Below are 21,041 nucleotides of genomic sequence, written 5' to 3'. Positions count from 1 at the left end.
TATAATATTTAATTAAAATGGAAATAGTTTTTGATTTTAAATTTAAAATACATATGCTCTGATCCTGTAGCTCACTAATCACCCTATTTGTGGATCGACCATGTTGATCTGCCTGTAAACAGGAGAGAGCAAGCATGACAGACTCAGTTATTACCCACGAATTACACTTCCAGAAGCCCTTTTATCATCTTGAAAAACAGCTACTTACTGAAGAGGTCGTCGCGTTTTTACAGGATCTGGTTATCCGTTTTGCCCCCCAACGCGATACGTTATTAGCGGCGCGACAGGCACGACAAGAAAAGTACGATGCCGGGTCGTTACCTGATTTCGAAATGGAAACGGCTTCCATCAGAGAGCGAGAATGGACGATTCGCGGTATTCCCTCGGATTTACGGGATCGTCGCGTGGAGATTACCGGACCGCCGGATCGCAAAATGGTAATTAATGCCCTGAATGCGAACGTAAAAGTATTTATGGCTGACTTTGAGGACTCCCTGGCACCGAACTGGGAAAAGCTGATGGAAGGGCAGCAAACCCTGCGTGAAGCCGTGGCTGGCACATTGTCTCATACCAGCGAGACAGGCAAGATCTACCAGCTTCGCGCCGATCCGGCTGTCCTGATGTGTCGGGTACGCGGACTGCATCTGTCAGAGAAACATGTCAGCTGGCAGGGCAATGCCATTCCTGGCGGACTGTTTGATTTTGCACTCTACTTTTTTCATAACGTCACGAATTTCCTGGCGAAAGGTAGCGGTCCCTATTTTTATCTGCCTAAAACGGAAAGCTGGCAGGAAGCGGCCTGGTGGCGAGAGATCTTTAGCTTCGCTGAGGATCGTTTTGATCTGGCGCGAGGCACAATTAAAGCCACAGTCTTAATTGAAACGCTGCCCGCCGTGTTTCAGATGGACGAGATTCTGTGGAATCTGCGCGATCATATCGTAGGCCTGAACTGCGGGCGCTGGGATTACATTTTCAGCTACATCAAAACATTACGGGAACATGAAGATCGGGTTCTCCCTGATCGTCAGTCCGTGACCATGGCTCAGCCTTTTCTGGATGCTTACTCGCGGTTGCTGGTTAAAACGTGTCATCGCCGCGGTGCCTTTGCTATGGGCGGTATGTCAGCGCTTATTCCCAGTAAAGACAGCGCACGTAATCAGTGGGTGTTGCAGCGCGTCAGGGAAGACAAGCAGCGCGAAGCCAGTAACGGACATGATGGCACCTGGATCGCACATCCAGGCCTGGCCGATACCGCAATGGCGGTGTTTAACCAGGCGCTGGGCGATCACCCCAATCAGCTTCATGTTCTGCGCCACGAAGACGCTCCGGTGCAGGCCGAACAGCTTCTGGCGCCCTGCGAAGGCGATCGAACGGAAGCAGGGATGCGCGCCAATATCCGTGTGGCATTGCAATACCTCGAAGCCTGGATTAGCGGCAACGGCTGCGTTCCTATTGACGGCCTGATGGAAGATGCCGCCACCGCCGAAATCGCCCGTACCTCTATCTGGCAATGGATCCATCACAAGAAAACCCTGCGCGATGGGCAGCAGGTCACGGCGTCGCTGTTTCAGCAGTTGCTCAACGATGAGTTGCACACGCTGCAGATGAATCTGGGTGATAAGACGTTCAGTTCAGGTCGTTATGAGGAAGCAGCGCGATTAATGGCGCAAATCACTACCGAAAACGAACTGGTTCCTTTTCTTACTCTGCCGGGCTATCGCCTGCTTCCCTGACATAAGGAGTGGTTGCCATGACACGTACACAACAGATTCAGCAACTCGAACAAGACTGGCAGGAAGCACGCTGGCAGGGAATTACCCGCCCTTACAGCGCACAAGATGTTATCTCGCTGCGCGGTTCAGTTCTGCCAGCCTGTACGCTGGCCGAGCGGGGTGCCGGTAAACTCTGGTCATTACTTAATGGCAGCGCGCGCAAAGGTTACGTCAATAGCCTCGGCGCTTTAACCGGCGGTCAGGCATTGCAGCAGGCCAAAGCCGGAATAGAAGCCATATACCTCTCTGGCTGGCAGGTAGCCGCCGATGCCAATCTGGCGGGGCAAATGTATCCCGATCAGTCGCTGTATCCGGTGAACTCGGTGCCTGAGGTTGTCACCCGGATTAATCAGACCTTTCAACGTGCCGATCAGATTCAATGGGCCAACGGCATTGAACCGGGCGACAGCCGCTTTATCGACTATTTTCTGCCCATCGTGGCGGATGCCGAAGCGGGCTTTGGTGGCGTGCTGAATGCCTTTGAACTGATGAAGGCGATGATCAGCGCAGGGGCCGCAGCGGTCCACTTTGAAGATCAACTTGCGGCCGTGAAGAAATGCGGCCACATGGGAGGCAAGGTACTTGTACCTACCCAGGAGGCCGTACAGAAACTGGTTGCTGCACGCCTGGCCGCCGATGTGATGGGTGTTCCCACCATTCTGCTGGCGCGAACGGATGCCGATGCCGCTGACCTGATCACCTCTGACTGCGATGACTATGACCGTCCGTTTATCCGTGGCGATCGTACCGCGGAAGGCTTCTACCGCACTCATGCCGGCATTGAGCAGGCTATCAGCCGCGGTCTGGCTTATGCGCCTTATGCTGACGTGCTGTGGTGTGAAACGTCGACGCCCGACCTGGCGATGGCGCAGCGCTTCGCCGAAGCCATCCATGCCCGCTTTCCCGGTAAACTGCTGGCTTACAACTGTTCGCCTTCGTTTAACTGGAAAAAGAACCTCGACGACAGCACCATCGCGGCCTTTCAGCAGGCGCTCAGTGAGATGGGCTATCGCTTCCAGTTCATTACCCTGGCCGGTATTCACAGCATGTGGTTCAACATGTTCGACCTGGCACAGGCTTATGCTCAGGGCGAAGGCATGCGTCACTATGTTGAAAAAGTCCAGCAACCAGAGTTCGCTGCCCGGGAGCGGGGGTACAGTTTTTCCTCGCATCAGCAGGAAGTGGGCACCGGCTATTTCGATCAGGTCACCACGATTATTCAGGGCGGTCAGTCCTCCGTTACGGCCCTGACCGGATCGACCGAAGAGCATCAGTTTTGAGTGAAGTCTGTGTCTTTCCCGCCCGGTAACTGTGGGCGGGCTTTTTCAGGAGTGGATTATGCCGCCACGTGAATCCCTAATCGCGCACACCATTCTGCAGGGCTTCGATGCGCAGTATGGCCGTTTTCTTGATATTACGGCGGGTGCTCAGCAGCGTTTTGAACAGGCTGAGTGGCTGGCCGTACAGCAGGCTATGAAGGCACGAATTCATCTTTATGACCACCATGTGGCGCTGGTTGCCGATCAACTGCGCGCACTGAACGGGGCGGCGCACTGGGACGATGCTTTTTGGCTGAAGATCAAAAACCACTATGAAACCCTGTTACCCGGTTATCCGCGTTATGAAATTGCTGAAAGCTTTTTCAATTCCGTTTACTGCCGGCTGCATGGTCACCATGCATTACAGCCGGAACGGTTATTTATCTTCAGCTCGCAACCGCCTGCGCCACAACGTCAGGTTTCGCGTCCACTGGCGCGAACCTATCGGCCCGATCGGGGCTGGCAAACACTGCTGCATGAGGTGCTACGCGATGTGCCTTTGACGCTGCCCTGGCAGGATCAGGCGCGCGATGAAGCCTGGATCGTGCGCCATTTGCATGAGGCGTTCTCTTCCGCGCAACTGGCACAGGGCTGGCTGGACGTCTGTTGTGAGCTGTTTTACCGCAACAAAACCGCCTGGATCGTGGCTCGCCTGCATCTGCCCGACGCTATCCTGCCATGCCTGTTGCCGGTTCAGCGCAGCGAGCAAGGTGAATTGTGGATCGATACCTGCCTGACGGATGTGAACGAGGCCAGCATCGTGTTCGGCTTTGCCCGCTCGTACTTCATGGTTTATGCCCCATTACCCGGCGCGCTGGTCGCATGGCTGAAGCCTGTCTTACCGGGTAAAACGCTGGCAGAACGTTATATGGCCATCGGCTGCCAGAAACATGGCAAAACGGAAAGCTACCGGGAATATCTGCAGGCGCTGGAGCAAACGGATGCCGCCTTTGAGATTGCGCCAGGCATCCCTGGCATGGTGATGCTGGTCTTTACGCTGCCGGGCTTTGATCGGGTGTTCAAAGTCATCAAAGATCGCTTTGCTCCGCAAAAAGAGGTCACGGAAGAGCAGGTAAGGGCCTGCTATCAGCAGGTTAAAGAACATGACCGTGTGGGACGCATGGCTGACACGCAGGCCTTTGAACAGTTTGCGCTGCCGCTCGCACGTATTACGCCGGCACTGCTGGTGGCATTCCAGAATACGATTGCCGGAAAAATGCGTATTGAAGGCGATCGCCTGATCATCAGTCATCTGTGGCTGGAACGTCGTATGCAGCCGCTTAACCTTTTTCTGGCTGAGGCCAGCGACAGCCCGCGTGCTCAGGCCATTGAAGAATATGGCAACGCGATCAAACAACTGGCTGCCGCTAATATCTTTCCCGGTGATATGCTGTTTAAAAATTTTGGCATCACCCGTCATGGACGCGTGGTGTTTTATGACTACGATGAGATTCGCCCGATGCAGGAACTCCATTTCCGTGACGTGCCTGCGGCGCGTTACGAGGAGGACGAGTTAAGCGCCGAGCCCTGGTACAGCGTTGGGCCAGATGATGTTTTTCCTGAAACCTTTCGTTATGCCCTGTGCAGTGAGCCGAAAGTCGGTGCGCTGCTCCAGCAACGGCATCCGGAACTTTTTGACGCGGGCTGGTGGCGCGCCCAGCAGCGGCGCATTGCGCAGGGGCATATTGAGGATGTTATTGCCTGGCAGCCCGCCCAGCGCTTCTGTGTGCGCTATGGCAGCAGGCTTGCATCGCGGCATAAAATCCCAGAGCACCCCGACCAGGAACGGGAACCGCTTCAGCCGTCACTCTTTGCCAGCGGCCAGGAGTCAAACAGATAACCATCAAAGTCGAGATCGTCCACGTTGGAAAATTCCAGTAAACGCTGCTTCACATTTTCCAGATGCTGCCACATAGCCAGCTTAGCGGCGCGGGCATCTTTTTTGATCAGCGCGGCAAGAATTTGCCGGTGATCGACCAGCCACGCTTTACGATATTGGGTATCGCCAAGATGGCTGTGCAGCTGAATCCACATAGGGTTGTTTTCGCGCCACTGCCATGACTGGCGAAATACGTCGACCAGCATACTGTTATGCGTGGCTTCAGCGATGGCCAGATGAAAGTGCATATCACCTTTTTCCGGGTTTCCCAGCGAACACGAGGTCAGCTCGCGTTCTTCCAGCAGCAAAGCCTGACGCATTTTGATGATGTCCGCCCGTGTCGCCTGCAGGGCGGCAAACTCCGCGATATTGCTTTCCAGCAACTGTCGCGCCTGAAGCTGCTCAAACGGGCCGGCATCGTTGTGAAAGGAGGGATTTGCCTCACTAATACGGCATGGAGAGTTGTGCGCTGTGACGTAAATACCGGCTCCCCGTCTGACTTCGATCAGCCCTTCGATTTCCAGCATAATGAGCGCCTCGCGAACGACGGTGCGGCTGACGTTAAGCATGCCAGCCATTTCACGCTCGGGTGGCAGGCGCCCGCCCGGGCGATAGGGCGTTTCCACAATGCGCTGCCGGATTTTTGCGGCGACTTGCTGATAAGGACGTTGCTGAGAGACAGATCTCATAGTGATGCTCCCGTCAGATACCGTTGCGGCAAAAATTTTACCACCTCACGATCGGGATAACAGGGTTCAGCGCACGTTAAGATAAGCAGGCTGACGCGTTGGCACGCTGTTTTATTCTTTATTTAACAATAAATTGCGAGAATAATTAAAAGCGGCATCAAGAGATGCCACTTTGGAAACATACAGACTACTTCATCTGATGATTTGTTACTTCAGCATGAAGTCATATTGCATACCGGCTTTCACATCCCAGTAATTGAGCCGGTCACCCAGTGAGCTACCGGGGCGCTTCTCCCTGGCTCTGTCGGCGGCAATATACATGTTCAGGCCTTTAAACGGGCCCTCTGCAACGTTGTACAGGATCGCGCCCATCAGGCCCACTCCGTTGATTCTGGTATGGCGCTGTTTGTCTTCATAACCGTGAGTAAGAATCGGGCCCAGCATAACGCCGACGTTCGGGGTGAAGAAATATTGCCCGCCAAGCTGAACAGACAGCATGCCTTCTTTATTGCGATCAATACTCAGCGAGTCGGGATAGCCAATATCCGTATAGATAATGCGACCATCAATATCATGGGTAAGCTTACCCACGGCACCAAATAACCGGGCATTCGCAAACGAATAGGTTAATCGCCCGGAAATCAACGCCGTCTCGTGGTGATAACTGAGAGGCTTACTCATCCCCTCAACCTGACCATAAAAACCCATCAGCTCCCATTTGAGTGCGCGATCGTCAGCAAAGGCATAGGTTTTTTCGACGATGCTTTGCACCTGAGTCGATACATCTTGTTGATAAGAGGCACCCAGTGAATACCGCGAAGAAGCATCGTGCCAGGATCCCACCAGATAGCCGCGGCTCCGATGGGGATGGTATTTCCCTGTTGTGCTGTTAATCACGCCTTCATCACGCACGCCCGTGGCAGAGTCGACATAATAGAACGCGCGCTTACGCCACATTGACCAGAATTCCAGATTCTCTGTCGCCTCAAAGTGGGCCAGCGCACCTTCAGAAATTGTCTGTATCGTGCGTGACGAATTATCGGCGATCAACGGGATGCGCCAGGGCAGGCTGCCGTAACCATAATCCGTCCCAAACCGCCCGAGCGTCAGGCGAAGATTCTCTGCCGGTTTAAGTTTGACCGCGCCAATGGCCACACCAAAGCTGTCGTGGCCGTCCAGATAATAGCGGGTGCTCCAGCCGGCGTTTGCACCCAGCTTGTACACATAATACGCTCCCGCGCTCACGCCGATGACGTCATTGTAATAGCGCGTATTCACATCAATCAGCCCACCCTGTACCCAGGCGTAAATATGACGATCTGAACCCGCGCTGGGTTTGTCGGCCCGCCGAAAATCGTTTTTCAGACGAATGCGCAGGCTGTCCTCATCGTCATTAATCGCGGCAGCATAAAGCGGAGAGGACGGGAAAAACAGGCTGACAAGCAGAATGCAAAATAGGGCAATTTTCATCACGTATCCATACCGTATGTGAACAGAGCCGGATGACGTCGGGCCGGGCGGTTATCTGCATGCCTTGCGTTTTACCTTTCCTGACCCGCGTCAACCCGACCAGATTAAGGCCGGGTGCATTTATCCTGTTGCCAGACCTGCTCGTAGTCGTAGCCCGTCAGGGCTTTCACGACCTCTTTGGTTTCGGGTGTGCAGTCGGCTTTATCGCCGCCTGCCTTGAGGCGATCAATTTCATTCACCAATACCCGATGCGTTTCGCGTGTCAGTTTAAATTTGAAGGTCATATATAAACTGATCAGTAACAGACCGCCGGTGCCGAAGACCAGGAGCCCGGTAATCGCATTGAGCGCACTTTCCGGTTGAATTAACTGGCCTTTAACAAAATGATTGTGTTCCAGTACCGCACCCACCACCATAATGGCGACGGCCACGGTACTTTTTCGCATCAACGTCATGACGCCAGCAAAAACGCCTTCGCGCCGCTGACGCGTGACCATTTCATCCACATCGGGAATAAAGCTGTAAATATTCCAGGGGATAAAGTAAAGCCCCGCACGGCCAAAACCCAGCAGGACAAAAATGAGCGTGGTCAACCACCATGACGACACTGCCGAATGGCCGATAAACATTAAAATCAGATAACCCAGCACACCTAAAATACACAGGTAGGAAATACGCATGGCGTAGGCGGGCCTGACATTCAGTTTATCCAGCATAAACATGAAAAGCAGCGTGGAAGGAATGGAGACGGACGTCGCAATGGAAAGATAGGCCGACGCGTTGGCCGCATCCAGATTTAAACCGTAGACAACAAAGTAAACGAAGACAGCAATAAAAATATCCAGTGCAGTAAATGAAGAGATATAGATAATTAAATGTTGTCTGAATATTTTTATTTTGAAGGTTGTCATTAACTCGACAAACATATTTTTCAGGTGGCTCAATAATCCGAGGCTGGGACCCGTATTGCGCCGTTCAAACTCTTCCGGGTTCATATCTTTTGACTCCCAGGTACAATACCAGGTAATCAACACCACAATAAAGAACAGGCAGGAAAACATAATACCGGTGTAGGTATAGGTCAGCGCCGAATCCTGGCCAAAATACTGAATCACAATGCCCGGCACCGAAGCGGTCAGGAAGGTTCCTACCTGAGAAAATGTCAGGCGGATGGCGGCCATCCGTGTTCTTTCACCAAAATCATTGGTCATCTCTGCCGCCAGGGTTTCCCACGGTACCAGCACCATGGCAACCAGCAGTTCTACCGCCAGGTAGGTGCCAAGGTAGTACCAGTAGTTCATGTCGCTGACCCAGACCAGCGCGTAAACAAACATCATTGGCGCGCTGATGAGCAGGAAGAAGCGACGGCGACCAAAGCGCTTACCGAGCCGGGTACTGCCGAATTTATCGGTGATATATCCCATCACCGGACTCAGAATGGCATCAATAATACGGGCAATAGCAAAAATTGAGCTGGCTTCCAACATTGAAAGCCCACAAAACGTCGTATAAAAAAACAGTAACCATGTACCGATTAAAGCCATGGACCCACCGCCAAAAATATCGGTAATGCCATAGCCAATGGCGGTGCCTGTCCCCACTTTTCTGCGCACGGGCTGTGCTAACGTTGTCATAATATTCCCTTAATAAAATCGGAGTGGCGCTCAGACGCATTCAGGTGTCGTATAAGCGTGAAAAAGTAATGCGAACTTTTAAATAAAGCCCTAAAGAATAAACAACGCGGGTGTGTGTTTGCGTTGTCAGTCTTTAATGCAGGTGAGTATTTTTTGTTAAATAAATAGTGATTTTTAACGCCGTTATTTAGCATGGTAAATTTTGGTTGACCAGAATAATGCCCCGCTCTGTGTTCTCTAAAAGGCGCGCTGTTATTTGTACTGATGCGTTAATACGCGTATTTTCGGCGTAGAGCATGGTAATCATTCTGCCCTTTTAAAAAAAAGAGGTCGGTCACAAATACTATGGATGCCGATAAGGTAGACTCAAATTCCCTATTGGTTGACCAGTTGAAAATGGGAGGGAGTTATTATGTAAGGCGTGTGTTATTTAATGATGAGATGTTATCTAGTTTAACTATTGTGGTTTGGTTTTTATTTTTCATTATTAAATTATCTAAGTGAATACATTCTTTAAAGATTAAATATTGCCTGAGATTGGATGTTTTATCTTTCTCATTACTTCTGATTAAAAAAGGACTTCATTATGTTTTATTTTACCTCTGGACTCTCTCCTGCCCCGGCAAAGTTCGAAGCCGCAATGGATGCGGTTATTGATCATGCGATTAATAGCCAGCGTGTTGTGGGTACCACAGTGATGGTGGCTCAGGCGGGAAAACTGATTTATCAACGGGCGGCGGGGTGGGCGGACAGAGAGCAAAATAAAGCCATGTCTGTGGATGCGATATACCGTCTTGCGTCACTCACCAAACCCATTGTCAGCCTGACCGCCATGCGCCTGATCGAGCAAGGGGATATCACACTGGACGACGATATCACCCGCTGGCTTCCGGATTTCCGTCCCTGCCTTGAGAACGGTGAGCCAGCCACTATCCGGGTGCGGCATTTGCTGAGCCATATGTCAGGTTTACGCTATCGTTATTCCGCCCCGGCGGATTCGCTTTATCACTCACGCAATGTGTCAGACGGCATCGACTATCAGCCCGGACTCACCCTGGAAGAGAATCTGCAGCGCCTTGCGGGCACCCGGTTACAGTTCCGTCCCGGCACCGGCTGGCGTTATTCTCTGGGCATCGATGTCCTCGGTGAAATCATGGTGCGGGCGACCGGTAAAAGCCTGCCAGAACTGGTGAATCACCATATAACGAGCCCACTGGGGATGGCAGACACGCTGTTTAGCGTCAGAGACGCGTCGCGATTAACCACGGTCTACACGGACGACAACCCGGTGCCTTCAGTCATGCGTGATAATCAGCAGATCCCTTTCGGTGAAGGCACCGCGATTTTTAGCCCCGGCCGTATTCTCAAACCCGATGCCTGGCCGTGCGGCGGCGGCGGTATGGCAGGAACGGCCCTCGATTTTATGCAAGTGCTGGAAACCGTCCGGCGTGAAGGCGCGCCGCTAATCACGCGTGAAAGTTTTGACTACATGACGCAGGAACACGTGACGGCAAACTGGGCTACGCAGGGGCCGGGATGGGGATTTGGTGTGGGCTGGGCACTGCTGGTGGATCCGGATGCTGCCCTGTCGCCTCAGTCAGCCGGTACGCTGTCGTGGAGTGGAGCGTATGGACACACCTGGTTCGTGGATCGTCAAAACGCGCTGTGCGTGGTCGCCATGACCAATACCACACCGGAGGGGGTGAATGGGCAGTTTCCTGTGATGGTGCGTGATGCCGTCTATAAAGGTTTACTAAGCGCCTGATATGACAGGCCATCAGCCACTGGCGCGCTGGATCGCGCCAGTGATCTACGCGTCGATTTCCGGACTCGCGCACGGCGCGAAGCCCGTTCCTTAACGACCGCTGTAAGCCTGGGTAACCTGGCGCGCTTCCCGAATGACCAGCGCGCCCAGTTCGGTAATGCGATCGTCAGTCATGCGGGCAATTGGACCCGAAATCGACAGCGCAGCAAAAGGCTCGCCGTGTTCGTCATAAATGGGTGCCGCCACGCAACGCAAGCCGAGCGCATGCTCTTCGTCATCGAAAGAAAATCCACGGGTACGTATTTGTGCCAGGTTAGTTTTCAGGCTCTGCGGAGACATCAGCGTATTGGGTGTGTAGTAATGCAGGCCCTTCTGGTGCAGCAGCGCGGTCACTTTGTCGTCGCTGAGATGGGCAAGAAAGGCTTTGCCCGCTCCGGAAGCATGCATGGGCAGCTTGCCGCCGATCGGTGCGGACATGCGCATGAGCTGCGTGCACTGTACCTGGTCAATAATGACCGCCTGGAAGTCGCTCAGGTCCAGCACCGCCAGATTGACCGTTTCGCCCGAACTCTCCATCAGTGAACGTAACACCGGATGCACCAGCGCCAGCAGGTTGCGGCTCTGCAAAAAACTGCTTCCAACCACAAACGCATGCGCGCCGATTGTCCAGAAACCCAGATCGCCCACCTGGCGTACAAAGCCCTGCTGCTGCATTGTGGTCAGCAGACGATGGGTGGTCGAGTTTGGTAAACCCGCCTGTTGTGCCAGTTCGGTAAGTGCCACGCTACCCTGTGAACTGGCGATCAACTCCAGCAACGTCAGCCCCCGTGTCAGTGACTGAACCTGACCGCCAGCCGGAGCGGGAGGTGCCGACGTGCTGCGAGGTTTTTTACCGCGTTTGGCGGCAACAGGCGTAGCCATAGAGTCTCTCCTTTCACATAGTGGAAACCATTTTCGTTTTAATCACCGTAAATGCAAACGCTGGTGCGCTGGTCAGACCTGCTCTCCGTCTCCGCAATCCGCCGGGCCTGGCCGGATGTGAAGGCACACGCTGGAATGAAACCTGTGGGGGTAATTTGCGATGTGGTCAGGCGCGTCAAGGTGAGGCAGATATTTTAGTCATCCTGCCAGCCGCTATGTTGCGGTGGCGCAAAGCCAGCGCGATCGGGTGGAAGATTATGCGGCTGTAAAAACACGTTGGTGAGCGGCGTGGCGCGCGGGCCTTTCAGCTGAGGACGACGCAGACAAAAAAGAAGGCAGCCCGCAGGCTGCCCTCTTTATCAGTTGAACCGCGCATCGCGATCCGAGGTCATGTCATACAGCTGGTACTTGCGTCCCAGCATCTGACCGCCATCGCGGGTGAGCGGAACCCAGTTAATCTGCGCACGGCCACGCGTTGGCGTCACGGTAAACAGATCCATTGGGATGGAAATGTAGAAACCTTTCGTAAAGTCGCCTTCGCCGTACTGCTGAGAGGAGACATTGGTTTTGGTCGCATAGACGCCGACCATGACGCCGCTGTCGAAGCGTTTAGAGACATCCAGCGTGACGCCTTTATCCTTCGCCAGATACTGGCCGATACTGGCCTTAACCAACACATCTTCCGCAAACCACGGCCGCCAGTAACCTGTCAGGTTGCCGGTCGGGGCTTCGTAATGCGTAAACCGCATCATGTCGTTCCAGTCACGCTGGCGCACATAGTTGGCGTATACGCCCACCGCCCAGTTGCTGTCCACCGGACGATAAAGCACTTCGCCCCCGACACCACCGTACATGGTTTCCAGATAGCCGCCATAGACCTGGCCGTAGAAACCATTGCCCAGATAATCCATGTAGTTAGCCTGCAGATCGTTGACGTAAACGTTGTTCTCAACGTAGTCACGAATATGCGTACGCACGCGGGGCAGGGTGGAATCGGCGGGGGCACCGTTGTAATTGAATTTGTTATAGTTATTTGCCACGTTAGCAAACAGGCTGCCACTGACCAGCAGATGATTGGTCAGCCAGTAATCGACGTTGCCCATGACGCCGACCTGATACAGATAAAAGCTCTCCGGGCCGCCGACAGACTGATTGAGTACCGGAGACAGACCGTAATCCAGGCGATCTTTGCGAATAAACATCCCCTGCTCGGTCTGACCCGGATCGACCGGATTTTTGCGTACCTGCTGCAGAGATTGCTCATGTCCTAACGGGTAGCCAGTCAAATCATTACGCAGGCTGGCAACGGACGTTTCTGTCGTCACCTGCGGCATATTGAAGCGCGACTCTGTGACGTTAATCGTATCGATGCCGTCCGGCAGGTTGTTCATGATGATACGATTGGCGCGGTCGACCCCTTCGCGGGTATCGCGATATTTGGTCTGCTCGCCCGATACATACAGCGTATTGCCTTTGGTCTGGATTTTCGGGCCCGCCAGGCCTGCGTCGTACTTCAGCGCAGACAGCTGATTGCCTGTCACCGTGGTCTCCAGCAATTTCGGCTGCGGATGCGGATCATAGGCCGGTTTAGGGCTGTCGATATGATCCTGATGCATATCGTTAAAGTTAGTCCGGATGGTAAAGCCGAACATAAAGGTATTGCCGCGCTCATAGCTGGCATTGATATCCGCCCAGTCAGTTACGCGGTAGATCGCACCGACGTTAACTTTACTGCGCTGCGGCAGGCGTCCGGCAAAATCATCTTTATAATCATTGCCTTCATATTCCACTTTCAGGCGCAGCGGCTGCCACGGCGTTTGGTATTCAATACCGCCGAACAGGGCAGAAGGGCCGTGAAACATCTGAGAACCGTTAATCGAGCCAGCCTGTCCTACGCCCGGGCGCTGACAGAAGCTGTCGCTGTAAGAGCAGAAGGGGTTGGAAACGGTTCCGCTGTTACCCAGATAGCCCCAGCCAAAGCCCAGCGTAAAGTCAAAGGGCCCCCAGGCTTTGGTGGCGACCAGATATTCACTGTCAAATAAGCCGGTACCGCCAAGATCGCGCGTACCGAACGAGACTTCAGGTAACCAGTATCCTTCCTGCCACAACCGCAGTTTCAGATCGAAGGCTTTATCTTTATAGCTTTGATTACCACTGAAACTCTCTACCGCACTGTAACGTCGTGTCCGCACATCCGTGTAGCGCACAGTCGTTTCCAGCCAGGGGAAAAGCTGTAATGAGGCGGAATAGTAGCGATACTGGTCATTATCGCGGAAGTTAAGGCTGAATTCGCCTTCTCTTGCCATTCGCGCAGTCGGTACCTGCATCAGCCCTACGCCGCCGAAATCAGACTGCGACGGCGTGACGGGCGCCTCATACATTTCCGCCTGCGCCTGGCAGGCGCTTGCTACTGAAACAGCCAACAGGCTGAGAAGATAACGTTTTTTCATCAGTCTGGTATCCGGTGAGTCAGAACAGAAACAAGGCGGCTATTCAGATCGTCAAAGGCGCCTGGCAGGGTCCATGAGGAAAAGCCCACAAAAATAATGCTGCCAGGTTCAGGTTCGACATGGCGATGGTTCCAGTAAGCAATCGGGACGTTCTGCGTCGTTCCGTCTGGCGCAATCACAACCGCGAAATTGCGTTCTGCGCCGGCCAGCCGTGGATGGTCACGCAGGTATTCCCGCACGGACTTGCCCGGTTGCCAGGCTTCGCGTCCGGCTCCGGCAATCGCGCCCAGCAGCAGCACATGATGACTGGGCTGAGTGAGATAGAGATCATAACGCCCGTCCAGGCGGCGGTTGTCTGCTGAATGCAGCCGGATGCGATCAGGATCCAGCGTGACGAACTGACGGCCCGTCACCTTCATGTTGCTGAACTGCCGAATCACCGCGTCAATGGCGGCGGCTTGTTCACCACTGCTGTCGGCCCGCCAGGTACGCAGCGCGGCCAGGGCCTGCTGATACTGCTGCCGGGCCTGGGCTGTCGCTTCCTGCTCAGCAATCACGGCCCGTCGCCAGTCGGTTTGGGCCATTAATGCGGGCTGCGTCACCAACTGCGCCAGATTTTCGACCTGATTGAGCTGCACGCTGGCGGTGTCCTGCGGGGCATGAACGGTAACCTGACCTGCGGCACGGGCACCCAGACTGGTAAGCAGACTCACGCCTGCCAACAATAGCGTTATTTTTTTCATGATTTCGCCGGCTTCAGAATGGTGATTTCAACAGGGAAGGTATCGGCAGCAAGCATCTGTCGGGATTGCACGACCTGACCGCTGCTGTTATCGATCCAGAACGTGTTTTGCCACTCATGGCCAAGGCTGTCGATACGTAACGCCTCATGCCAGACGCGGCAGGGGATGCGGTTTCCGGCAATCGTCAGAACTTCATCATCGCCACGCTCGAAAGTGGAACTGACGGTGGCGCTCTGGAATTTGCCCTGCCCGGTCCACTGCACAATCCGCGTCCAGTGCTGGCCGTTGGTCAGCGACAGGCCTTTCGCCAGCGGATCCTGTTGCAGGTTACTGACGTTCATCAGGTTGTCGGGCAGGCCCAGCGTTTTAATCAGCCTGCCGTGGGCCGTTACCAGCATGGACTGGTCACGCGTAATCCATTTTTGCTGGCCGTTTTCGTTGTAACCCAGCACGACAAAAATGCGTGGGCCGTCATTAATGCGTGCATACAGGCTGGCGTAGGGCAGCGCATCAATTTCCTGAGGCGTGACAGTGACATCTTTTGGCCCTTCGATGGCCATTATCACCGTCTGTTCGAGTCCTTTTTGCGTTTGTGTACAGGCCTGCAGCAGCAGGCAAACGAGCAGCAGCGGAAGTTGGCGCACAATGTGTCCCTGATAAATGATGCCAAAGTAAAAATAACCACACGAATGTGTGGTTATGATTAATGCTCCCATACCTCTGTTCTTTCAGCTGCCGACACGCTGGCGTCCTCGTCGCAACACACTCACCTGCGTAAATGCATCACGACTCACACGTTCGCGGCCTTGCTGCAGCCTAAAGAATCAGGGTACCCATCAACGTGTGGTGCCCGTTGTGGTCGTGGTAGTTGTACCCGTATTTGCCCCGTCACCACCGCCAGAAGCGGCAACGCCGAGTCCTACTAACGCGCCGAGCACGCCGATACCTACAGCGGTAGTCGTACCTGCGGAGATTGTCCCCGCCTGTGCGCCTGCTGCGGCACCAGCTTCTTCCGGTGCCGCATAAGCGCTGGAAGAGACGGCGACGAGTAATGCCAGACCGGCAATCATGCGTTTTTTCATAACAACACCTACATTGGTTGAATGAAGGATTGCTATCCAACACATTCGCGAAACAGAATAAACGGTTATCGCAAACCGAAGGACAGACCCATTATGGGCGCGTCCAGTATAGGGCAACAAAATACCAGAGTTGAGTAGTCTTAAAACCTGGTAAATGACGCGTAAAAAAACGGGGCAAATTAAGCGGATTCAGCGTTAACTTATTTTAAATTGGTGGATTTACCGTGAAAGGCCGGATATTTGTCTGTGAGTAAGAGGAAAGCAAAGCGGTTTCTACTTATTTAGTATCTTTTGGTACGGAATGAGAATAATCGGAATTACCTGAATAAGCGTAAAATCCAATCACCTTATAAAACAAGAGGTAAGAAGCATTGGCTTACCGTTTTAGATCCGGTTTTTAGTAGGGTGATGCGCTCTGCGCAGCGCGAGGTTCAGAATTGCCGCAGTGCATTTTAAGAATTTTCCAGTCTGCCAGCAGGCTTTTCAGATAAAAAGCAGCGTGCCCGATCGTGATGACAAAAAAAAGGCGGCCGGCAGGCCGCCTCTGTCACTATACGATTAGCGCCATTTCTTGTAGCAGTTAATTAAGGCGTTAGTCGAACTGTCATGACTGGTAATATTACTGTCATCTTCCAGCTCCGGCAGAATACGGTTAGCCAGCTGTTTGCCTAATTCCACGCCCCACTGGTCAAAAGTGAAGATATTCAGAATTGCCCCCTGGGTGAAGATCTTATGCTCGTAGAGCGCAATCAGCGCGCCCAGGCTGAATGGCGTGATTTCGCGCAACAGAATTGAGTTGGTCGGGCGGTTCCCTTCAAACACTTTAAACGGCACGATGTGCGCGACAGATTCCGCCGATTTACCCGCATCAGTAAATTCTTTCTGCACCACTTCGCGTGACTTACCAAATGCCAGCGCTTCGGTCTGAGCAAAGAAATTCGACAGCAGCTTAGGATGGTGATCGGCCAGGGCATTGTGGCTGATGGCAGGTGCAATAAAATCGCAAGGTACCAGTTTGGTGCCCTGGTGAATCAACTGATAGAACGCATGCTGGCCGTTGGTGCCGGGTTCACCCCAGATAATCGGGCCCGTCTGATAGGTCACCGGCTGGCCTGCGCGATCAACGTACTTCCCGTTCGACTCCATATTTCCCTGTTGGAAATAGGCTGCAAAACGGTGCATGTACTGATCGTAAGGCAGGATAGCTTCGGTTTCCGCGCCAAAGAAGTTGTTATACCAGATACCAATCAGCGCCAGCAGAACGGGGATATTCTTTTCGGCTGGCGTGGTAGAGAAGTGCTTATCCATGGCATGCGCGCCACTCAGCAACTGCTCAAAGTTCTCAAAACCAATCGACAGAATAATGGACAGGCCAATGGCCGACCACAGCGAATAGCGGCCGCCGACCCAGTCCCAGAACTCGAACATATTGTCGGTATCGATACCAAATTCGCCCACGGCTTTAGCATTGGTAGAGAGCGCAGCAAAGTGCTTCGCAACGTGTTGTTGATCGCCGGCTGTTTTCAGGAACCAGTCGCGTGCGCTGTGCGCATTGGTCATGGTTTCCTGGGTGGTAAAGGTTTTTGACGCCACCAGAAACAGCGTGGTTTCGGGGCTGAGGTCTTTCAGCGTTTCGGCGATGTGCGTGCCGTCAACGTTGGACACAAAATGCATGTTCAGGTGGTTTTTGTACGGGCGCAATGCCTCAGTCACCATAAACGGCCCCAGATCGGAACCGCCGATACCAATGTTTACCACATCGGTGATCGGTTTGCCGGTGTAACCTTTCCAGTCACCGCCAATAATGCGCTCGGAGAAGCTTTTCATTTTCGCCAGCACCGCGTTGACTTCAGGCATCACATCTTTGCCATCCACCTTGATTGGCGTATTGCTGCGGTTGCGCAGGGCGACGTGCAGGACGGCGCGATCCTCCGTCCGGTTAATCTTTTCGCCCGAGAACATGGACGCAATCGCGCCGCTTAAATCGGTTTCTTTTGCCAGGGCCAGCAGTTTATCGAGCGTCTCCTGCGTGATGCGGTTTTTCGAAAAATCTACCAGCATCTGGTCGTCAAAGGTGGCTGAGAATTTAGCAAAACGATCGGCATCCTGGGCAAACAGGTCGGCGATTTTCGCCGTTTTCATCTGTTCATAATGCTCTTGCAGCGCTTTCCAGGCTGCGGTTTGGGTCGGATTGATATTTTTCATGGCAACACTCTTGTTGATATTAAGAACCGTCATTCCATCGGGGTCGCATCGTACCCGGTTAGCATTTCAGTATGACCACAGTTGCAACTGAAAGGAAAAACTTTGTCAGTGCGATGGTGTCAGCGCACGAATACAGCCCGTTTCGCAGTGGATGATGCGGCAATCATTCGGACTGTTTCCATGGGCGAAAGGCTGAAAAGTATGGCGCAACGGCAGCCCACGAACATTGTGCCGCATCAGAATGTGACGACGTTGCTGAAGCCATTTAGCACTGTAGTCGCAGAGATTAGGCAAAATTTGTTATCCGGTGCGCTCTGCATGAAAAATTGTCCCGTGACGGTCATTGACAGCAGGGCCAGAAATCGCTAAATCTATGCGCGCTACTTGCGCACCTGTGCGCAAGCCAGAAGAGGCGCGTCGACCAGGCAGTGTGTTGGAGGAACCGTATCCAGAGATAACACATCAGGGGGAGCGACGCCGAGGTGGTCAACATCACGGTGTGTTGGCTGTCGGCTACAGGGGCTGAATCCCCTGGGTTGTCACCAGAAACGTCCACAGTCGGACGTTTCGCAAGGTGGAGCGCTTCTGGGTGACTCGTCTATTCGATTTTACCCGTTTCTGCTCTTTCCTTGTGCTTAGGCTGAATTACTGTTTCTCATCTCTTAACGGGTGAGGGCAACGTATCCTGACACGAGGTCATACAATGTCTCTGAATCTGAATGTAGCGAAATTTGGCGGTACCAGCGTTGCCGATTTCGATGCCATGAACCGTAGCGCCGATGTGGTGTTGCAGGACAGCAATACCCGGCTGGTGGTGCTTTCTGCCTCTGCAGGCATCACCAATCTGCTGGTCTCCCTTGCCGAAGGTCAGGAGACATCGCAACGCGCGGCGCAGCTCGATGATATCCGCCGCATTCAATATGCCATCATCGATCGCCTGAACAATCCAGACGTTATCCGCGATGAAATCGACCGCATTATCGACAATATCGGCATGCTGTCTGACGCCGCCGCTCTCGCCACCTCCAGCGCCTTAACCGACGAACTGGTCAGCCACGGCGAACTCATGTCGACTCTGCTGTTTGTCGAGATCCTGCGAGAGCGCGGGGTCAATGCGGAATGGTTTGACGTGCGTAAAGTCATGCGCACGAACGATCGCTTTGGCCGTGCGGAGCCTGATGTCGCCGTACTGGCCGAGCAGGTCAGTGTGCAGTTGCAGCCGCGCATTGCCGCCGCTCTGGTGGTCACGCAGGGCTTTATCGGCAGCGAAGAAAAAGGACGCACCACGACGCTGGGCCGCGGCGGCAGTGATTACACGGCCGCACTGCTGGGTGAAGCATTAAACGCTGCGCGCGTGGATATCTGGACAGACGTGCCGGGCATTTACACCACCGATCCGCGTGTAGTCCCTGCGGCTAAACGTATTGATGAAATCACTTTTGAAGAAGCGGCTGAAATGGCCACTTTTGGTGCCAAAGTTCTGCATCCTGCCACGCTGCTGCCCGCTGTCCGTAGCGACATTCCGGTGTTCGTCGGCTCCAGTAAAGATCCTGCAGCAGGCGGTACGCGCGTGTGCAATGAGACGGCGAATCCGCCGCTGTTCAGAGCGCTGGCGCTACGTCGCAAGCAAACCCTGGTCACGTTGCACAGCCTGAATATGTTGCATACGCCGGGCTTCCTGTCTGAAGTGTTCAATATCCTGGTGCGTCACAACGTGTCAGTGGATCTGATTACCACCTCGGAAGTCAGCGTCGCGTTGACGCTGGATACGACCGGCTCGACTTCAACCGGCGACCATCTGCTGAGCCAGGCGTTGTTAACCGAGCTCTCATCCCTGTGTCGGGTGGAAGTAGAGGAAAACCTGGCGCTGGTGGCCATAATCGGCAATGAACTGTCGAAAGCCTGTGGGGTAGGTAAAGAGGTGTTTGGCGTACTTGAGCCCTTTAACCTGCGCATGATTTGCTACGGAGCCAGCAGCTATAACCTCTGCTTCCTGGTGCCAGGTGACGATGCGGAAAGTGTGGTGCGTACGCTGCACCACAACTTGTTTGAATAAGCGCCGCTGACATCAAAAGAAAGCCGGACCCTGTCCGGCTTTTTACTGACCGGCTGTGATGCCGCCGGACATCATTCCACGCACGTCGCTGATTTTGCTAAAAGGATGTTTGTTGATGCTTGCCACCTTAACCCGTCTGTTCCCCCTGTGGGCCGTCCTGTTGTCTGTCGCGGCTTACTACTCGCCCACCACCTTTCTGGGTATTGGCCCGTGGGTCGCGTATCTGCTGATGCTGATTATGTTCGGTATGGGCGTCACGCTGAATATCAATGATTTCAAACGCGTCTTAACCCGTCCGGCGCCGGTGCTTGCAGGTACATTCCTGCACTATCTGGTGATGCCCCTGGCGGCATGGGCGCTGGCAAAACTGTTTAACATGCCGCCCGATCTGGCTGCCGGGATGATTCTGGTGGGCAGCGTTGCCAGTGGAACCGCCTCGAACGTGATGATTTATCTGGCAAAAGGCGATGTGGCGCTCTCGGTGACCATCTCCTCGGTGTCCGCGCTGGTTGGTGTGTTTGCCACGCCGCTGCTGACCCGTTTTTATGTGGATACGCATATTCAGGTTGATGTTGCCGGTATGCTGCTGAGCATCATCAGGATCGTCGTGATCCCTATCGGGTTAGGGTTGATCATTCACCACACGTTTAACGGACTGGTTCGTCGGGTAGAACCTTATCTTCCCGCTTTTTCAATGGTGTGTATTCTGCTGATCATCAGTGCTGTGGTCGCCGGTAGCCAGAGCTTTATTGCCTCGGTTGGCGTGATGGTGATCGCCGCCGTCATGTTACATAACGCCATTGGTCTGCTCGGCGGTTACTGGGGCGGCAAGCTGTTTGGCTTTGATGAATCTACCTGCCGCACGCTGGCGCTGGAAGTGGGCATGCAGAATTCAGGGCTGGCGGCGACGCTGGGTAAACTGTATTTCTCGCCACTGGCTGCACTGCCGGGGGCGTTGTTTTCCGTCTGGCACAACCTTTCCGGTTCCCTGCTGGCGGGCTACTGGTCCGGTAAGCCCACAGATAAAAAGCCGTCATCCCGTCCCTGAGAGACACA

15 protein-coding genes and 1 riboswitch are annotated in these 21,041 nt (G+C 53.8%); of the genes, 6 read left to right on the top strand and 9 right to left on the bottom strand.

The annotated features are described in order from the left end of the window. Positions 1-134: 134 nt before the first annotated feature. Genes aceB through aceK form a run of 3 tightly spaced genes read left to right on the top strand, consistent with a single transcriptional unit; the run spans position 135 to position 4,931 of the window. A complete protein-coding gene (gene aceB, locus GC090_RS19105) occupies positions 135-1,733 on the top strand; it encodes a malate synthase A (protein WP_324020638.1) in 1,599 nt (532 codons plus the stop codon). Positions 1,734-1,750: 17 nt separating this feature from the next. Next, positions 1,751-3,052, top strand: a complete 1,302-nt coding sequence (gene aceA, locus GC090_RS19100) for an isocitrate lyase (RefSeq protein ID WP_058702324.1) — start codon at positions 1,751-1,753, stop codon at positions 3,050-3,052. Between the two features lie 58 nt (positions 3,053-3,110). Further along, on the top strand, positions 3,111-4,931 hold the full coding sequence (gene aceK / locus GC090_RS19095) for a bifunctional isocitrate dehydrogenase kinase/phosphatase (protein ID WP_324020637.1): 1,821 nt from the start codon (positions 3,111-3,113) through the stop codon (positions 4,929-4,931). Here the strand turns inward: aceK and uxuR are convergent. The 3 genes from uxuR to GC090_RS19080 all read right to left on the bottom strand — a co-directional run bounded on the left by uxuR (position 4,889) and on the right by GC090_RS19080 (position 8,763). Further along, positions 4,889-5,659 (bottom strand): Uxu operon transcriptional regulator, encoded by a 771-nt coding sequence (gene uxuR / locus GC090_RS19090; protein ID WP_033738931.1) that lies wholly within the window; start codon positions 5,657-5,659, stop codon positions 4,889-4,891. The two genes, aceK and uxuR, sit on opposite strands and share 43 nt — an antisense overlap. A gap of 207 nt (positions 5,660-5,866) precedes the next feature. After that, positions 5,867-7,129, bottom strand: coding sequence for a glucuronide uptake porin UidC (gene uidC / locus GC090_RS19085; protein ID WP_006121536.1), 1,263 nt, complete (start codon positions 7,127-7,129; stop codon positions 5,867-5,869). Positions 7,130-7,233: 104 nt separating this feature from the next. Beyond that, entirely contained in the window at positions 7,234-8,763 is a 1,530-nt protein-coding gene (locus GC090_RS19080) for an MFS transporter (protein ID WP_054634679.1), read from the bottom strand. A 586-nt stretch (positions 8,764-9,349) separates the two neighbouring features. Between GC090_RS19080 and GC090_RS19075 the strand changes: the two genes are divergently transcribed. After that, positions 9,350-10,528 carry a serine hydrolase domain-containing protein gene (locus GC090_RS19075; RefSeq protein WP_033738936.1) on the top strand — a complete coding sequence of 393 codons (1,179 nt, stop codon included), beginning with the start codon at positions 9,350-9,352 and terminating at the stop codon, positions 10,526-10,528. A gap of 90 nt (positions 10,529-10,618) precedes the next feature. Here the strand turns inward: GC090_RS19075 and iclR are convergent, their stop codons facing one another. From iclR to pgi, 6 genes are all read right to left on the bottom strand, one after another. Next, a complete protein-coding gene (iclR, locus tag GC090_RS19070; RefSeq protein ID WP_039339083.1) occupies positions 10,619-11,449 on the bottom strand; it encodes a glyoxylate bypass operon transcriptional repressor IclR in 831 nt (276 codons plus the stop codon). A gap of 359 nt (positions 11,450-11,808) precedes the next feature. Beyond that, complete coding sequence (locus GC090_RS19065) at positions 11,809-13,899, bottom strand: YjbH domain-containing protein (protein WP_324020636.1); 2,091 nt, start codon at positions 13,897-13,899, stop codon at positions 11,809-11,811. After that, positions 13,899-14,642, bottom strand: a complete 744-nt coding sequence (locus tag GC090_RS19060) for a capsule biosynthesis GfcC family protein (protein ID WP_324020635.1) — start codon at positions 14,640-14,642, stop codon at positions 13,899-13,901. Before GC090_RS19060 ends, GC090_RS19065 begins: the two co-directional genes overlap by 1 nt. After that, positions 14,639-15,286, bottom strand: coding sequence for a YjbF family lipoprotein (locus GC090_RS19055; protein WP_324020634.1), 648 nt, complete (start codon positions 15,284-15,286; stop codon positions 14,639-14,641). The genes GC090_RS19060 and GC090_RS19055 overlap by 4 nt, the downstream gene beginning before the upstream one ends. Positions 15,287-15,478: 192 nt before the next feature. Next, complete coding sequence (gene yjbE / locus GC090_RS19050) at positions 15,479-15,724, bottom strand: exopolysaccharide production protein YjbE (RefSeq protein ID WP_006121543.1); 246 nt, start codon at positions 15,722-15,724, stop codon at positions 15,479-15,481. A gap of 558 nt (positions 15,725-16,282) precedes the next feature. After that, positions 16,283-17,929: a glucose-6-phosphate isomerase gene (gene pgi / locus GC090_RS19045; protein ID WP_006121544.1), complete on the bottom strand. Its 1,647-nt coding sequence runs from the start codon at positions 17,927-17,929 to the stop codon at positions 16,283-16,285. Between the two features lie 399 nt (positions 17,930-18,328). Continuing rightward, a riboswitch (Lysine riboswitch) is annotated at positions 18,329-18,522 on the top strand. A 110-nt stretch (positions 18,523-18,632) separates the two neighbouring features. Between pgi and lysC the strand changes: the two genes are divergently transcribed. Beyond that, entirely contained in the window at positions 18,633-19,985 is a 1,353-nt protein-coding gene (lysC, locus tag GC090_RS19040; RefSeq protein WP_006121545.1) for a lysine-sensitive aspartokinase 3, read from the top strand. Between the two features lie 115 nt (positions 19,986-20,100). Then, on the top strand, positions 20,101-21,033 hold the full coding sequence (gene panS / locus GC090_RS19035; RefSeq protein ID WP_039339079.1) for a ketopantoate/pantoate/pantothenate transporter PanS: 933 nt from the start codon (positions 20,101-20,103) through the stop codon (positions 21,031-21,033). The last annotated feature ends 8 nt before the right edge of the window (positions 21,034-21,041 follow it).

Origin of the sequence: Pantoea sp. JZ29 (genome assembly GCF_035190385.1) — a bacterium.
GTDB lineage: Bacteria > Pseudomonadota > Gammaproteobacteria > Enterobacterales > Enterobacteriaceae > Pantoea > Pantoea stewartii.
This window is presented reverse-complemented; position numbering and strand designations above follow the sequence as displayed.

Excerpts from the sequence above, each read along its gene's own strand:
- aceB (WP_324020638.1), top strand. The coding sequence starts at position 135 with ATGACAGACTCAGTTATTACCCACGAATTACACTTCCAGAAGCCCTTT.
- aceA (WP_058702324.1), top strand. The coding sequence starts at position 1,751 with ATGACACGTACACAACAGATTCAGCAACTCGAACAAGACTGGCAGGAA.
- aceK (WP_324020637.1), top strand. The coding sequence starts at position 3,111 with ATGCCGCCACGTGAATCCCTAATCGCGCACACCATTCTGCAGGGCTTC.
- uxuR (WP_033738931.1), bottom strand. The coding sequence starts at position 5,659 with ATGAGATCTGTCTCTCAGCAACGTCCTTATCAGCAAGTCGCCGCAAAA.
- uidC (WP_006121536.1), bottom strand. The coding sequence starts at position 7,129 with ATGAAAATTGCCCTATTTTGCATTCTGCTTGTCAGCCTGTTTTTCCCG.
- GC090_RS19080 (WP_054634679.1), bottom strand. The coding sequence starts at position 8,763 with ATGACAACGTTAGCACAGCCCGTGCGCAGAAAAGTGGGGACAGGCACC.
- GC090_RS19075 (WP_033738936.1), top strand. The coding sequence starts at position 9,350 with ATGTTTTATTTTACCTCTGGACTCTCTCCTGCCCCGGCAAAGTTCGAA.
- iclR (WP_039339083.1), bottom strand. The coding sequence starts at position 11,449 with ATGGCTACGCCTGTTGCCGCCAAACGCGGTAAAAAACCTCGCAGCACG.
- GC090_RS19065 (WP_324020636.1), bottom strand. The coding sequence starts at position 13,899 with ATGAAAAAACGTTATCTTCTCAGCCTGTTGGCTGTTTCAGTAGCAAGC.
- GC090_RS19060 (WP_324020635.1), bottom strand. The coding sequence starts at position 14,642 with ATGAAAAAAATAACGCTATTGTTGGCAGGCGTGAGTCTGCTTACCAGT.
- yjbE (WP_006121543.1), bottom strand. The coding sequence starts at position 15,724 with ATGAAAAAACGCATGATTGCCGGTCTGGCATTACTCGTCGCCGTCTCT.
- pgi (WP_006121544.1), bottom strand. The coding sequence starts at position 17,929 with ATGAAAAATATCAATCCGACCCAAACCGCAGCCTGGAAAGCGCTGCAA.
- lysC (WP_006121545.1), top strand. The coding sequence starts at position 18,633 with ATGTCTCTGAATCTGAATGTAGCGAAATTTGGCGGTACCAGCGTTGCC.
- panS (WP_039339079.1), top strand. The coding sequence starts at position 20,101 with ATGCTTGCCACCTTAACCCGTCTGTTCCCCCTGTGGGCCGTCCTGTTG.